Annotated in this window: 14 protein-coding genes; 2 read left to right on the top strand and 12 right to left on the bottom strand. The window is 69.6% G+C overall.

Translation table 11 applies throughout. The features are described 5' to 3' along the window. The first annotated feature begins 295 nt into the window (after positions 1-295). Complete coding sequence (locus JOE46_RS00465) at positions 296-1,594, top strand: PQQ-binding-like beta-propeller repeat protein (RefSeq protein WP_097213612.1); 1,299 nt, start codon at positions 296-298, stop codon at positions 1,592-1,594. Here the strand turns inward: JOE46_RS00465 and JOE46_RS00460 are convergent. The 12 genes from JOE46_RS00460 to JOE46_RS00405 all read right to left on the bottom strand — a co-directional run bounded on the left by JOE46_RS00460 (position 1,591) and on the right by JOE46_RS00405 (position 13,355). Next, complete coding sequence (locus tag JOE46_RS00460; RefSeq protein ID WP_097213613.1) at positions 1,591-2,751, bottom strand: SAM-dependent methyltransferase; 1,161 nt, start codon at positions 2,749-2,751, stop codon at positions 1,591-1,593. The two genes, JOE46_RS00465 and JOE46_RS00460, sit on opposite strands and share 4 nt — an antisense overlap. After that, a complete protein-coding gene (locus JOE46_RS00455) occupies positions 2,751-3,731 on the bottom strand; it encodes a class I SAM-dependent methyltransferase (RefSeq protein ID WP_097213614.1) in 981 nt (326 codons plus the stop codon). The genes JOE46_RS00460 and JOE46_RS00455 overlap by 1 nt, the downstream gene beginning before the upstream one ends. Positions 3,732-3,797: 66 nt before the next feature. Beyond that, the gene (locus tag JOE46_RS00450; RefSeq protein WP_077041129.1) at positions 3,798-4,577 is read right to left on the bottom strand and encodes an enoyl-CoA hydratase/isomerase family protein; all 780 of its coding nucleotides are present in this window, start codon (positions 4,575-4,577) and stop codon (positions 3,798-3,800) included. Between the two features lie 10 nt (positions 4,578-4,587). After that, positions 4,588-5,400: an NUDIX domain-containing protein gene (locus JOE46_RS00445; protein WP_097213615.1), complete on the bottom strand. Its 813-nt coding sequence runs from the start codon at positions 5,398-5,400 to the stop codon at positions 4,588-4,590. A gap of 72 nt (positions 5,401-5,472) precedes the next feature. Next, on the bottom strand, positions 5,473-6,303 hold the full coding sequence (locus JOE46_RS00440) for an ABC transporter ATP-binding protein (protein ID WP_027499165.1): 831 nt from the start codon (positions 6,301-6,303) through the stop codon (positions 5,473-5,475). A gap of 71 nt (positions 6,304-6,374) precedes the next feature. Then, complete coding sequence (locus JOE46_RS00435; protein ID WP_245220875.1) at positions 6,375-7,037, bottom strand: YitT family protein; 663 nt, start codon at positions 7,035-7,037, stop codon at positions 6,375-6,377. A gap of 91 nt (positions 7,038-7,128) precedes the next feature. After that, a complete protein-coding gene (locus JOE46_RS00430; protein WP_307861236.1) occupies positions 7,129-7,635 on the bottom strand; it encodes a hypothetical protein in 507 nt (168 codons plus the stop codon). Between the two features lie 32 nt (positions 7,636-7,667). Beyond that, entirely contained in the window at positions 7,668-8,480 is an 813-nt protein-coding gene (locus JOE46_RS00425) for a MerR family transcriptional regulator (RefSeq protein WP_209925875.1), read from the bottom strand. Positions 8,481-8,529: 49 nt separating this feature from the next. Continuing rightward, positions 8,530-9,282: an aminoacyl-tRNA hydrolase gene (locus tag JOE46_RS00420; protein WP_097213617.1), complete on the bottom strand. Its 753-nt coding sequence runs from the start codon at positions 9,280-9,282 to the stop codon at positions 8,530-8,532. Further along, on the bottom strand, positions 9,282-10,502 hold the full coding sequence (gene serB, locus JOE46_RS00415; protein ID WP_209925874.1) for a phosphoserine phosphatase SerB: 1,221 nt from the start codon (positions 10,500-10,502) through the stop codon (positions 9,282-9,284). The genes JOE46_RS00420 and serB overlap by 1 nt, the downstream gene beginning before the upstream one ends. A 108-nt stretch (positions 10,503-10,610) precedes the next feature. After that, entirely contained in the window at positions 10,611-12,344 is a 1,734-nt protein-coding gene (gene ctaD, locus JOE46_RS00410; RefSeq protein WP_097213619.1) for a cytochrome c oxidase subunit I, read from the bottom strand. A 171-nt stretch (positions 12,345-12,515) separates the two neighbouring features. Continuing rightward, positions 12,516-13,355 carry a DUF427 domain-containing protein gene (locus JOE46_RS00405; RefSeq protein WP_209925873.1) on the bottom strand — a complete coding sequence of 280 codons (840 nt, stop codon included), beginning with the start codon at positions 13,353-13,355 and terminating at the stop codon, positions 12,516-12,518. A gap of 102 nt (positions 13,356-13,457) precedes the next feature. On the opposite strand from JOE46_RS00405, the gene JOE46_RS00400 reads away from it, so the two are divergent. Further along, positions 13,458-14,459: an ABC transporter substrate-binding protein gene (locus tag JOE46_RS00400; RefSeq protein ID WP_209925864.1), complete on the top strand. Its 1,002-nt coding sequence runs from the start codon at positions 13,458-13,460 to the stop codon at positions 14,457-14,459. Positions 14,460-14,476: the final 17 nt, after the last annotated feature.

Below are 14,476 nucleotides of genomic sequence, written 5' to 3'. Positions count from 1 at the left end.
GCGTTTCTGTCGGCTAATTATCGCAATTCGATACGGAATGTACCGAAATAACAGTCCAATCACAGGAGGCGCCGGACCTGCTCCGTCGCGCCACAATTGGACGCTTGTGATCACGCAGTCCCTTGAATTCTGAACCACTCACATTTTGCCCGCCGACCCCGCCCGGCGATCGGAACACGCGATTGTCCTGCGTTCAACGGATAGTCGATCCGCATTCTGCGAAGGGGCGGGTTCACACCCCGCGGTGCTCGGCCGGATAGTCTGCACCGAGCGAAATCCACACGAGGAGTGTTGAATGCGGCGTGTTCTCCGGTCGGCAGCGGTGTCGCTGACGGCAGTTTCGGCGCTGATCATCGGCGGCTGCAGCAGCGCACCACCGCTCGACGACGCCTACGCACCGAGCGGATGGCCCGCCATGCACGCGGACGCCCGCAACAGTGGCACCAGCCCCGCTGAGGGGGCCCGGTCGATCTCCTTCGACTGGTCGCGCCCGATCGGCGCACCGACCGCGACGGCCGCCTCGGTCGCGTCGAACGGCCAGATCTTCGTCACCTCGCGCAGCGAGAACGGCTGCAACCTCTTCTCGTTCGAGATCGAGACCGGCCGCAAGCGCTGGTGCAACCGGCTCGGCCCGGGCGTCGCGGTCTCGACCCCGCTCGTCGACCGCGTCACGAACGTGTACGTCGGCGAGGACGGCGCCATGAACTCCTTCAACGAGCACGGTCAGCTGCGCTGGCGCACCGTGGTGAGCGGGACGCCGCTGTCCGCCCAGTTCACCGCCGACGGAAACCTGCTGTTCGTCACGCATTTCGGCGTCGTCTCGGTGCTCAGTACCCAGACCGGCAAGGAGATCGTGCCGTCGTACCAGCTGATCCCGACCCCGACCTATGACGTCGCCCAGAACGTCCCGCTGCCGCCCGCAGCGCAGGGACTCGAGCAGTGCTTCTTCGGCGCCCCCGAGTGCCCCGTCTCCACGGCCCCGGCCATCGACCTCGCCACCGGCAGGTTCTTCGTGACCGTCTGGCGACCGGGCCGCCCGCACACCGAGCTGGTCGGCCTGCGCTACGCCGACGGCCGGATCAGCGAGGACTGGTCCTCCGCCGCACTGCCCGGCGGCGTGACGTCCAGCCCGGTGATCTCCGCCGACGGGACGACGCTGTACGCGAACGACAGCGCGGGCACGCTGTGGGCGCTCGATTCCGAGACCGGCGACCCCCGCTGGAGCCACGACCTCGGGTTCGCCGCCGCGGGCAGCCCCACCGTCGCCGCGGACGGCCTGATCATCCCGGCCGGCTCCGACAAGGGCCGCTTGCTCGCCCTCGAGGACAAGGGTGACCACGCCGAGTTGCTGTGGGAGCGAAAGGACGTCGTCCAGCTCGGCGTCCCGGCGCAGACCGGCGGCTCGACCGGCTACACCGTCGTCCGCGAGGGCGACACCGGTCTCGCGGTGCTCACCTTCGACACCGATACCGGCGAGACGCTCGACCAGGACACCCTGCCGGGCGCCGAGGGCTTCACCGTCGGCACGTCGATCGGCCCCGGTGGCGAGGTCGTCACCCCCACCCTGATCGGCGAGGTGTTCGTCCTCCGCTAGACCCGGACGCCCGCGGCGCAGACGAACGCCACCGGGGTGCGGCCGATCCGCGTCAGCACGACGCTCAGCGACGCCGAGCCGCGCAGCTTCAGCCGCGGGCGCAGCACCGCGGGGTCCACGTCGACCCCGCGCACCAGGATCTCGGCCACCCCGCAGTCGAGGCGGGCGAGCTCCTGACGCAGCGCCTTCTCGGAGTACTTGAGCTGCTCGATGATCCGGAACCCGCGCACGCCCGCGGGCACCGCGTCGCCGGTGAGGTACGCGATCCGCGGGTCGAGCTGCCAGAGCCCGTGCCGGGCCGCGTAGTGCCGCACCAGGCCCGCGCGCACCACCGCCCCGTCCGGGTCGACGATCCACTCCCCCGGTCCGCGCTCGGGGATCTCGTCCGGTTCGGCGTCGGTGAGCTCCAAGGCGGTGTCCGCGGTCAGCACGGTCGCGCGACGGCGAACCCCCGCCCCCGCGAGTCCGGGCGACCACAGGCAGGCCTCGCGCACGCCACCGTCGAGCGAGACGATCTCCACCTCGCCGGGCCACTCCAGCGCGTCGTAGTCCAGTCCGGGAGCGCATTTCACCGACAGGTCGCGGCCGCGGTACGCCTCCAGCAGGTCCGGCAGGGGCGGCTGCAGGGCGGCCGGGTCGTGCCTGCGCCTGCCGCCCGCCCGCCTGGCCGGATCGGCGAGGACGACGGTGTCCCGGGTGCAGGGCACCAGCGCGTCCGCACGGACGACCGTCGCGCCGGGCACGTTGTGTTGCGCCATCGCCAGGCGCACCGGGTCGAGATCGCTGCCGATCACCGCGCTCGCGACGCCGACAAGGGCGGACAGTTCCGCGCCAACCGAGCAGGTGACGTCGTGTACGGCCCGGCCCGCCACCCGGTGGGCTCGCCTGCGCGCGACCACCGAGGGCGTCGTCTGTTGCAGCGCGTCGTCGGTGAACAGCCAGTCCCGGCCACCGTCGATCTTGCCGACGGCTTTACGCCGCAGCAGCACCGTCTCGACCAGGGCAGCGGACCGGTCGACAAAACGCGCACGCACCCGGCCGATGTCGGCCAGGTGCGTGCGCGTCGAGAGTTCGAGCCGATCCACCTCGGTGAGGGCGGCGATGCCGTCCTCGGACGTCAGGTACCGCACGTCCTCCCGGGTGAACTCGTATCCCACTACTTCGGTTCGGGCTTCACGCCGGTGATCATCACGTTGTAGAAGAAGTTACGCGGGACCACGTGCTTGAGGATCTTCTCGTCCACCCAGCTCAGCGTCTTGAACCCACCGAACGCGAACTTGGCCCAGCCCCAGCCGAGCTTCTCCGGCGGAACCGCGGCCTCGAAGGTCCGGACCGGCCAGCCGAGCAGCGCCGCGGCGAACTCCTCGGTGATGGCCCGTACCTCGGTGCCGCCTGCCGACTTCGCCATGTTCTCGAGGTCGGTGGGGTCGAAGGTGTGGATGTCGACGACGGCCTCGAGCGCCGCGGCGCGGGAGGACTCGTCGAGCTCTTCCTGCGGACGACGCCAGCTGGCCAGGAACGGCAGCTTGGTGACCGTGGTGGTGGCCTCCCAGGTGGCGCGGCCGAGCCAGCGGGCGTAGAAGTTGCCGACCGTGGAGGGCTCGCCTGCGAAGACGAATCGGCCGCCCGGCTTGAGCACCCGAAGGACCTCGCGCAGCGACTGCTCGACATCCGGGATGTGGTGCAACACCGCATGTCCGACGACGAGGTCGAAGGTGTTGTCGTCGTACGGGATCCGCTCGGCGTCCGCGACGCGACCGTCGACCTCCAGGCCGAGGTGCTCGGCGTTGCGCAGCGCGACCTTGACCATGCCGGGCGAGAGATCGGTGACGGAGCCGGTCTTGGCGACCCCGCCCTGCATCAGGTTGAGCAGGAAGAAGCCGGTGCCGCAGCCCAGTTCCAGCGCCCGCTCGTACGGCAGCGGCAGGTCCCCTGCGACGGCGTCGAACCGGCCCTTTGCGTAGTCGATGCAGCGCTCGTCGTACGAGATGGACCACTTGTCGTCGTACGTCTCGGCCTCCCAGTCGTGGTACAGGACCTGGGCGAGCTTCGTGTCCTTACGAGCGGCCTCGACCTCTTCGGCGGTGGCGTGCGGACGCGGCGCGGGATCGATTCCGTCATTCGGGCTTGCAGTCATGGGTGAGAGCCTACCGGGTAGTAAGGAGTGTGAACAGGTTCTAGTTTTGCGGTGACATCCGGGCCGCTACTTGCCCGTGAACTGCGCCTTACCCGGGCCGTTCGCCACGAAGGACTCCATGCCGATCGTCCGGTCCTCGGTCGCGAAGAGCTGCGCGAACTGCTGTGCCTCGATCTTCAGGCCGGTGTTCAGGTCCGTGTCGAGACCCTGATCGATCGACGCCTTGGCGGCGGCGAGGGCGCGGCTCGCGGCACCGACGAACTGCGAGGCCCACTTGCGGGCCGCGTTGTAGACCTCGTCGGGGGCGACCATCTCGTCGATCAGGCCGATCGCGAGGGCCTCCTCGGCGCCGACGAAGCGTCCGGTGAACACCAGGTCCTTGGCCTTGCTGGGGCCGATGAGGCGGGCCAGGCGCTGGGTGCCGCCGCCGCCGGGGATCACGCCGAGCAGCACCTCGGGGACGCCGACCTTGGCGTTGTCGCCCGCGATCCGGCGATCCGCGCCGAGCGCGATCTCCAGGCCGCCACCGAGGGCGTAGCCGGTGATCGCGGCGACGGTCGGCTTCGGGATCTCGGAGATGCAGCCGAGCGCCGACTGCAGGTCGCCCGCGACCGGGCTCATCTCGGCGAAGGACATCTCCGCCATCTCCTTGATGTCCGCGCCCGCCGCGAACACCTTCTCGCCGCCGTACACGATGACCGCCTTGACGTCGGCGTTGACGGTGGCCTCGCGGGCAGCGGCCCGGAGCTCCTCCTGCAACTGACGGTTCAGCGCGTTCATCGGGGGGCGCGCGAGCCGGATGGTGCCGATGCCGTCGGATACCTCGAGAGTCACAAACTCAGCCATGAAGCGAAGGCTACCTTTCGCCCCACGGGTGCGCCCCGGCGGCGTAGTACGGCTCCTGACCGGGGAATCGCACCCGCCACGAGCCGTCCTCCTCCTGGTACAGCGTCGGCAGGATCACCGGGATCTCCGGCTCGGCGGCGAGAACGTCTGCGACGGTGGCATATTGGCCGATCGCGCTCAGCTGGCTCCAGGTCGGCGGGAGCAGCATGGTGCGGCCCTCGATCCAGTCCGTGATGGCCTGCGCCGGGGTCTGCCAGGTGACCTCGGCGGCCTCCGACGTCTCGCCGTCCGCGATCTGACCGGCGGGGGCCGCGGCAACGAAGAAGCGGGTGTCGTAGCGCCTGCCCTCGCCGACCGGGGTGATCCAATTCGCCCACGGCCGAAGCAGATCCGCGCGCAGTACCAGGTTCTCGCGGGCGAGGAACTCGCTGAAGGAGAACTCGCGGGCCTCCAACTGCTTCCGTGCCTGCGCGTAGCCGGCGGTGTCCGCGACGACGGTGTCTGCGGTCGGCCCGGCCAGCAGCACGCCGCACTCCTCGAAGGTCTCCCGCACCGCCGCACAGACCAGCGCCTTCGCCCTGCCCTCGTCGACGCCGAACCGCTCGGCCCACCAGGAGACCGGGGGTCCGGTCCAGGCCACGTCCGCGTCGGCGTCCTGCGGGTCGACGCCGCCGCCGGGGAACACGGTCATGCCACCCGCGAAGGCCATCCCACCCACGCGCCGGAGCAGGAACACCTCGGGCCCGGACTCGGAGTCGCGCACCAGGATGACGGTGGAGGCGTCCTTCGGGGGAACTTCGGGGTGTGCTTCAAAAGTGGCCATGTGTCGGACGTTACAACGCCACCGCACCCATTAGTTCGCGCGGCTCAAGAAAGTGGCCTCCCGCGGGGCGCCTCAGCGGCGGTGCTGGCCAGGGAGCCGGGTGCGCCTGGCGAAGAACCGGCCGTCCACCTTGTCCAGGCTGATCGCCTGACTGAACGCGTGGGTCAGGTTCTCCGCCGTGATCACGTCGTCGATCAGACCCTGCGAGACGACCTCGCCCTCCTTGAGCAGCAGCGCGTGCGTGAAGCCCGGCGGGATCTCCTCGACGTGGTGGGTGATGAGCACGGTCGCGGGTGCGTCCGGGTCGGCGGCCAGGTCCGAGAGCCGCGCGACGAGCTCCTCACGCCCGCCCAGGTCCAGCCCGGCCGCCGGCTCGTCGAGCAGCAGCAGCTCCGGATCGGTCATCAGGGCCCGCGCGATCAGCACGCGCTTGCGCTCCCCCTCCGACAGCGTGCCGTAGGTCCGGTTCGCCAGGTGCTCGGCGCCAAGGCTCTCGAGCATCTCCACCGCGCGAGTGGTGTCCATCTCCTCGTAGCGTTCCCGCCACCGGCCGAGCACGGCGTAGCCGGCCGAGACCACGAGGTCGCGCACCACCTCGTCGGCGGGCACCCGGTGCGCGAGCGAGGAGGACGATAGCCCGATCCGCGGTCGCAGCTCGGTGACGTCGACGCGGCCGAGGACCTCGCCGAGCAGGTGCGCCTTGCCCGACGTCGGGTGCACCTCGGCGGCCGCGATCCGCAGCAGCGAGGTCTTGCCCGCGCCGTTGGGCCCGAGCACAACCCACTTCTCGTCGAGCTCCACCTTCCACGTCACGGGGCCGACCAGGGTCACACCGCCACGGCGGATGAGCACGTCGTCGAAATCGATGAGCAGATCGGGATCAAGTTCGGACACGACGCCCATCTTGACCTACCCGCTCGCGGCGCACGCGTCAGGACCGGGTTGCGTGTCGCCGGTCCCGGCTGCCGCGCAGGTCAACGGGCCGGGCAATCCTCGCGTGCGACGGCGGGCACCGACATCGCCGGTGCGACACCGCCGCCGCCCCGGTTCTGACCGAGCCGGTTCAGGAGGCCCATCATCAGCTGGATCAGGGGCCCGATGCCGAGCGCATAGACGACGGTGCCCACCCCGACGGTGCCGCCGAGCATCCAGCCGGTCGCCAGCACGGCCACCTCGAGTCCGGTGCGGGCCAACCGCACCGACAGTCCGGTACGCGCGACCAGCCCGGTCATCAGCCCGTCGCGCGGACCGGGGCCGAGCCCGGCACCGATGTAGAGCGCCGCCGCGAACGCGTTGAGGACGACCGCGATCAGCATCACCGGAATCCGGGTGGCCAGCGCGTCCAGTTCGGGGAGCATGGCCAGCGAGGTATCCACCGCCACCGCGATCACCACGACGTTCGCGACCGTGCCGAAGCCGGGGCGCTGGCGGATCGGGATCCACAGCAGCAGCACCGCGGCACCGGTCAGCGCGGTGACGGTGCCGAAGCTCAACGACGTCCGCTGCGCCACACCCTGGTGAAACACGTCCCAGGGATCGAGCCCGAGCCCGGCAACGACCATCAGCGCCATCGAGAATCCGTAGAGCCAGAGGCCGACGAAGAGCGCGACGAGACGGGAGGGCAGGCGGGTGAGCATGGTGGCCAGTCTCCCGAGAACTGGACCGGCAATAAAGTGCCACTTCGCCATCGCTGGACTGCACGAGTGGTATTCGTGGTACGCCAACCGGTCAGGTCGTCACGGCATCGAGCCGATCGAGCATCGCCCGCGGATCGTCCACATGCAGGCTCACGCCCGTGATCACGGTCGGTTCGTCACTGGGGAAGGCGATCGGGACGCCGCTTCGAAAGTCGATGTCGAGGACCGTGCCGTCCGGGCCCGGCAGATGCAGGCGGCCGTCGCGTACTTCCTCGTCGGTGCGATCGAACCGCCTGATCAGCCTCGTGGCGCCGATCTCGGTGAGATCGACGGTCGCCACGACAGCCGACCCCGATCGGAGGACGAGCTCGTCCTCGGTGACCAGGTGCGGGTGCACCGCTCGCCCGGCGAGCCAGCCGACGACCGCGAGGAGGGAGACAACCGTCGCGATCAGCAGCGTCACCCGCAGCCACTGCCACGGCACCAGCAGGTGGATGGCCACCGCCTCGATCAGCCCGGCGACCATGAACGCGAGCGGGAGCGCGACGGTGCCCTTGCTGTACCCGAACGCGGCCGCCTGGCCGTGTCTGTCGTCCACCTCACCTCGGACCCACATCCACATTGCGGCGATCACGGGGTGGCCCCATCAGGCGACATCCCGAGCCGTGCGAGGACCCGCATGAGGACCTCACACTGCGCCCGGTCGGGTACCAACTCGGCGACGGTCATCATCGGCCGCACCATCGGTGCCGCGGACTCCGCGTCCTCGACGATCAGGACCATATCGCCGTACTCCCGAGCGATCACCGACGCGAGTGCCTCAGCGAGAGAGTCGATCTCCTGCTTCGCCGCGGCGGGATCGGCGCCGACCAGTGCCGCGAACCGCCGGTACAGGCCGATCACCACCGCGCGCGAGTCCGGATCCGAGAGCACCCGCGTCGCGGCGTCGAACAGCGCGGAGGGACCCGTCCCGGAAACGGCGAGCAGTTCCCAGGCGTCCCGCTCGCGTTCGAACTCACGGCGGGTTCTGGGATCGCCTTCCGCCGAGATCAATTCGGCAAAGGCCACGGCCAGGTCGGCGGGCAGCGGCGAGACCGGCCGACCCTCGCGGTGTGCGTCGAGCATCTCCCGCAGCCGCAGGCGTTGGCCGCCCAGGCGATCGAGTTCGGCATCGATGCCGTCGATGAGCACCGTCAGGTCATCGCCGAGGTCATCCGTATCACCCTCTGCGCGGGCCGATTCCATGATCGTGGCGATCGAACCGAGCGGGATCCCCGCGGCGGCCAGCCATCGAATGCGGAGCAGCCTGATCAGATCCGGCAACTCGTAGGCCCGATAGCCGTTGGAGAGCCGTCTCGGCTCCTCGAGAAGCCCGAGACGGTGATAGTGCCGGATCGTCCGAGGGGTGATTCCGGCCGTCTGGGCAAGGTCGCCGATTCGCATGAACCCAGCATCAACCATGACGCTGCGTCATGGTCAAACTCGGCGGTTCCTAGCCGAGCGCCGCGATCACGGTCATCGAGCCCGGGGCCACTTCGGTGTACCCGGCGTCGCGCACAGCGATCGCCCGCCGCTGCGCCACCAGCTCGCCGAGGGCCGCCCAGTGCGCCGGATCGGCGTCCCGCACGCTGCAGCGGTAGCCGTCGAGCGACCACGCCAAGGCCCGCTCGGGGTCCATCGCACCCGCCAACAGCATCGAGGCGTGCCCGACCTGGGCCGCGGCCTTGCCGACGGTCATCTCCAGGGAACGGTTCACCCATAGCACCGGCAGGCCCGACACCGGTTCGCCCGGCTCGTCGTGCTCGAGGTCGGTGCCCCCGATCTGGAGTTTGCGGACGCGCTGATCGACCTCGCCGACCGGGCCTGGCACGATGGCCCGGGCCTGCGCCCCGTCGACCTCGACCGTGACGCCGTCCACCTGCTGCGCGGCGAGCCACTGCGATCCCCTGGCCCGGCGCGCGACCTTCCGGATCCGCGAGCCCGTCCAGTCGAGCAGGGGCTGCTGCCACGGGCCCGGTTCGCCGTCGTCGGTCGCGCCTGCCCGCTCGTCGAGGCACAGCGCGACGGTCGCCGCGGCCGCGGCCGCCAGCAGTGCGCTGCGCGCGGGCGGGTGCACCTTGGTGATGTGCAGGACCATCGGCATCGCCAGCACCTGCGCCGGGTCTTCCGGGTCCGCGCGGCCGCCGTAGCCTGCCGCGAGCACCGCATGCCGGTCAAGGAAGGCGGCGGGGAGGCGCTCGTCCATCAGAGCGGCACCCGGCGCACCAGTCCGTCCTCGGCGTCGGCCGCCTCCACCTCGTGGCGGGTCACGCCGAGGATGAACAGCACCGCATCGAGGAACGGATGCGAGAGCGCCGCGTCCGCCACCTCCCGCAGTGCCGGCTTGGCGTTGAACGCGACCCCGAGGCCCGCGGCGTTGAGCATGTCGATGTCGTTGGCGCCGTCCCCGACGGCGACGGTCTGCTCCATCGCGACGCCGGACTGGGCGGCGAACTTGCGCAGCGCGACGGCCTTCGCGGCCCGGTCGACGACATCGCCGATCACCCGGCCGGTCAGCTTGCCGTCGACGATCTCGAGGGTGTTCGCCTCGACGAAGTCCAGCTCCAGCTCGTGCGCGAGGCCCTCGATCACCTGGCGGAAGCCGCCGGAGACCACGCCGCAGTGGAACCCGAGTCTGCGCAGCGTCCGGATGGTGGTGCGGGCGCCGGGGGTCAGCTCGAGCGACTCGCCCACCTCGTCGATGACCGAGGCGTCCAGCCCGGCCAGCACCGCGACCCGCTGGTGCAGCGACTCGGTGAAGTCGATCTCGCCGCGCATCGCGGCCTCGGTGACGGCGCGGACCTCCTCCTCCTTGCCTGCGCGGGCGGCGAGCATCTCGATGACCTCGCCCTGCACCAGGGTGGAGTCCACGTCGAAGACGATGAGCCGCTTCGCGCGTCGGGCCAGCCCGGCGCGCTCCACGGCGACATCCACGGCCTCTCCGACGGCCACCTCGGACAGTCCGGTGCGCAGGGCGGCGTCCGCCTCGGCACCGGTGTTGGCGGCGGTCACCATCAGCTCGAGACCGGTCACCGGGTAGTCCGCGATACCGCGGATGGAGTCGATGTTCGCACCCTGCTTCGCGAGTTCACGGGCGATCGTGCTGAACGAGCGGGCCGTGACCGGGCTGCCGAGCACCACCACCGCGTGGGTGCACGGCGCGGGCCGGGCCGCGGCGAACGAGCCGGACTCGACGTCGACCTGCATGCCGACGGTGGCCATCGCCCCCTCGAGCTCGTCCTGGAGGGCGTCGGCGTCGTTCGGGTAGGACACCAGGACGCCCAGCGTCAGGCGCCCCCGGATGACCACCTGCTCCACGTCCAGCAGGCTCACGCGGTGACGCGAGAGCGCCGCGAGCAGCACGGACGTGACGCCGGGGCGGTCCGGTCCCGTGACCGTGACCAACACCGTGGTGTCTGAACCCACCGAGAACTCCCTCCATCCCGCGGCCCAGACCGCGGATTCGAACCCATTGTGCCAATCACAAGGCCCCGCCCGAAGCTCGGGCGGGGCCTTGTGAGTTGTTCATTGCGGCTAGTGCGCGTCCTCGAGGACCGCGGTGGCCTTGCTGCCGTGGCCGGGCCCGACGTGCGCCTCGGCACGCATCCGCTCGACCATGTGCGGGTAGTGCAGCTCGAACGCCGGACGCTCCGAACGGATCCGGGGCAGCTCGGTGAAGTTGTGCCGCGGCGGCGGGCAGGACGTCGCCCACTCCAGGGAGTTGCCGTAGCCCCACGGGTCGTCGACCGTGACGATCTCGCCGTAGCGGTAGCTCTTGAAGACGTTCCAGATGAACGGCAGCGTGGAGGCACCGAGGATGAACGCGCCGATCGTGGAGATCGTGTTCAGCGTGGTGAATCCGTCGCTGGGCAGGTAGTCCGCGTAACGACGGGGCATGCCCTCGTTGCCCAACCAGTGCTGCACCAGGAACGTGGTGTGGAAGCCGATGAAGGTCGTCCAGAAGTGCCACTTGCCGAGGCGCTCGTCGAGCAGGCGGCCCGTCATCTTCGGGAACCAGAAGTAGATGCCCGCGTAGGTGGCGAACACGATGGTGCCGAAGAGCACGTAGTGGAAGTGCGCGACCACGAAGTACGAGTCGGTGACGTGGAAGTCGAGCGGCGGGCTGGCGAGCAGCACGCCGGACAGACCACCGAAGAGGAACGTCACCAGGAAGCCGACGGAGAACAGCATCGGCGACTCGAAGGTCACCTGGCCCTTCCACATCGTGCCGATCCAGTTGAAGAACTTCACGCCGGTCGGGACCGCGATCAGGAACGTCATGAAGGAGAAGAACGGCAGCAGCACGGCGCCGGTGGCGTACATGTGGTGCGCCCACACCGCGATGGAGAGGGCCGCGATACCCAGCGTGGCGTAGACCAGGCCGCTGTAGCCGAAGAGCGGCTTACGGCTGAACACCGGGAAGATCTCCGAGACGATGCCGAAGAACGGCAGCGCGATGATGTAGACCTCGGGGTGACCGAAGAACCAGAACAGGTGCTGCCAGAGCAGGACGCCGCCGTTGGCCGGGTCGAAGATGTGTGCCCCGAAGTGCCGGTCCACGAACACACCCAGCAGTGCTGCGGTCAGCAGCGGGAAGGCCAGGAGGATCAGGACGCTCGTCACCAGGATGTTCCAGGTGAAGATCGGCATGCGGAACATGGTCATGCCGGGGGCGCGCAGACAGATCACCGTGGTGATCATGTTGACGCCACCGAGGATGGTGCCGAGACCACCGACCGCGAGGCCCAGGATCCACAGGTCCGCGCCGACGCCGGGCGAATGCAGGGCGCTGGTCAGCGGGCTGTAGGCGGTCCAACCGAAGTCGGCGGCACCACCGGGGGTGATGAAGCCGGCGGTGGCGATGAGCGCACCGAACAGGTACAGCCAGTAGCTGAACGCGTTCAGGCGCGGGAACGCCACGTCGGGGGCGCCGATCTGCAGCGGCAGGATGTAGTTCGCGAAACCGAACACGATCGGGGTCGCGTACAGCAGCAGCATGATCGTGCCGTGCATGGTGAAGAGCTGGTTGAACTGCTCGTTCGACAGGAACTGCATTCCCGGAACCGCGAGTTCTGTTCGCATCAGCAGGGCCATGAGGCCACCGACGAGGAAGAACGCGAACGACGTCACCATGTACATGATCCCAAGAACCTTGGGGTCAGTGGTGGTGATCATCTTGTAGATGTACGAGCCCTTGGGTCCCAATCGCGCCGGGTAGGGCCTGGCGGCGTTTATCTCGGGGACTGGCTGGGGCGCTACGGCAGTCACTGATCCTCCTGAATGTGCCCTTGGTCGCTCCGCAGGCTCCGCTCAGGACGTCCGGCCCCGGGCTGCGAGGCGAACGTCCTCTTGCTTGCGCTCTGACGAATCGTAGACCGTCCCTCCACGATCCGCGGAGCCGGTCCTACCCATCGTCGTACTTCGTGTCGCGTACAGCCGTCACGCAGGCTCCGACCAGGGAGTACGCGGCCGCACCATCGGCGCTCCATCGACGATAACGTCGAGCCGCTCCTGAAAGAAGGCGACCAGTCCGGCGATCTGCGGACAGTCCGGCAGCGGGCGTTCGTAGCTCCACGCGACGTCGACTCCCGGCTCGCCCGCCTGCTCCACGGTGAAGTACGACGCCTCCCCCTTGTAGGCACACCATGTCCTGGTCGCCGTCGACGTCATGGCGACGCGGACATCCTCGCGCGGGAGGTAGAAGCGGGTCAGCGGCAGGCCGGTCTCGAAGAGCATCATCGACCGATCGGACTCGGCGATCAGAACGCCGTCGAGCTCCATCCGGACGCGCCGGGAGCTGCGGCGGACGTCGACCCGATGGAACGGGTCGCGCGGATGCCCCCGGACCGGTTCGTCCTCCTCGAGCCAGTCGAAGGCCTCGAAGTCCAGCAGCACCAGGTCAGCCAGCTCGGGATCGTCGGGACGAAACGCGACGCCGTCGAGAGCGGTGCCGTCGACCTCGATGGCCAGCGCGGTGCCCGGGCAGCTGTGGAAGCCGAATCCGGTCCGCGGATCGAGGACGGGATCGCCGTCACCGAGCGGAACGGGGACCGCAGGCGCGGCCGCGGCCGACGAGGCGGTCATCGGTGCCGCGACGTCCGCGACAGGCAGCGTGTAGACGGGGACCACGCGCCGCGGCTCCCACACCAACGCGGCACGGGTGGAGTCCGCCACGACCACGACCACGTCGCCGCGCAGCGCCCGGATCCGCTTGGCGGTCGGCTGAAATCTCAGCTCGTCCAGGCCCCGCATCAACATCTGGCTCACCGAAACGGCCATCGCACCATTGTGCCCCCGCGCGGCCCTCCCGGCGGCGCACCACACGAGATAGGGCAGCCTTGCTAAGGTTTCGCTTACCTAATGATCTGACAGGAGTTCTCTGTGAAGGCCCGCAAGAATCCGCTGCTCACGCTCGTCGCGGGAGCCGCAGCCGCAGTCTTCGTCCTGACCGGCTGTTCGACCACGAACACCGAGTCGGCCCCGGAGTCGGCCGCACAGGCGCAGTTCCCCCGCACGGTCGAGCACGCGCTGGGATCGACCGAGATCCCCGCCGCCCCGAAGCGGGTCGTCGCCCTCGACACCAGCTATTCCGACGCAGTCCTGCTGCTCGAGACGGACCTGGTCGGGTACGTCACCTATCGCACCGACACCCTGCCGGACTACCTCGGCGACTCCCGCGAGGAGTTCGCGAAGGACGCCGTCGCCGTGGGCCCGCTGGCGACGCCCAGCCTGGAGAAGATCGCCGAACTCCAGCCCGACCTGATCGTGTCCGCGAAGGTCCGGCACGGCGACATCTACGAGCAGCTGTCCAAGATCGCGCCAACGGTGATGTCCGAGACCACCGGGCCGACGTGGAAGGACAACATCCGCCTGCTCGGCACGGCCCTCGGCAAGGAGGACCTCGCCGAGCAGAAGATCGGCGCCTACGAGGACCGCGCGGCGGCCGTCGGCGCCGAGATCAACGCCAAGGCGAACAACCCGACCGTCTCGGTGGTCCGCTTCGCGGGTGAGCCGACCGCCCGGATCTACCGCAGCACCTCGTTCAGCGGCATCGTGCTCGACGACGCCGGGCTGGCCAGGCCGGCCAGCGCGGCTCCGGACCCGGCGAAGCCCTCGAGCATCTCCAACGACATCAGCCCCGAGCTGATCACCGAGGCCGAAGCCGACCTGATCCTGGTCTCGACCTACCACGCCCCCGACGGCAGCACCGCGGTGGCCGACCACGCCAAGCCGTTCCTCACCAACCCGCTCTGGACGGGCCTGCGCGGCCGCAAGATCGACGTCGACGACACCGTCTGGATGTCCGCGGTCAGCGTGCAGGGCGCGGGCGGGATCCTCGACGACCTGGCCGCGGCCTACGACGTCGACCCGCGCCGCGGCTAGTCTCGACACCGCCCGTC

It is taken from the genome of Rhodococcus sp. PvR099 (genome assembly GCF_017833315.1).
In the GTDB taxonomy this organism is placed as follows: domain Bacteria; phylum Actinomycetota; class Actinomycetes; order Mycobacteriales; family Mycobacteriaceae; genus Rhodococcus_G; species Rhodococcus_G oryzae.
The sequence above is the reverse complement of the archived record's forward strand: the minus strand, read 5'-3'. Positions and strand labels throughout refer to the sequence as shown.

Coding starts and splice junctions, on each gene's coding strand:
- JOE46_RS00465 (WP_097213612.1), top strand. CDS start 296: ATGCGGCGTGTTCTCCGGTCGGCAGCGGTGTCGCTGACGGCAGTTTCG.
- JOE46_RS00455 (WP_097213614.1), bottom strand. CDS start 3,731: ATGACTGCAAGCCCGAATGACGGAATCGATCCCGCGCCGCGTCCGCAC.
- JOE46_RS00450 (WP_077041129.1), bottom strand. CDS start 4,577: ATGGCTGAGTTTGTGACTCTCGAGGTATCCGACGGCATCGGCACCATC.
- JOE46_RS00445 (WP_097213615.1), bottom strand. CDS start 5,400: ATGGCCACTTTTGAAGCACACCCCGAAGTTCCCCCGAAGGACGCCTCC.
- JOE46_RS00440 (WP_027499165.1), bottom strand. CDS start 6,303: ATGGGCGTCGTGTCCGAACTTGATCCCGATCTGCTCATCGATTTCGAC.
- JOE46_RS00435 (WP_245220875.1), bottom strand. CDS start 7,037: ATGCTCACCCGCCTGCCCTCCCGTCTCGTCGCGCTCTTCGTCGGCCTC.
- JOE46_RS00425 (WP_209925875.1), bottom strand. CDS start 8,480: ATGCGAATCGGCGACCTTGCCCAGACGGCCGGAATCACCCCTCGGACG.
- JOE46_RS00420 (WP_097213617.1), bottom strand. CDS start 9,282: ATGGACGAGCGCCTCCCCGCCGCCTTCCTTGACCGGCATGCGGTGCTC.
- JOE46_RS00405 (WP_209925873.1), bottom strand. CDS start 13,355: ATGGCCGTTTCGGTGAGCCAGATGTTGATGCGGGGCCTGGACGAGCTG.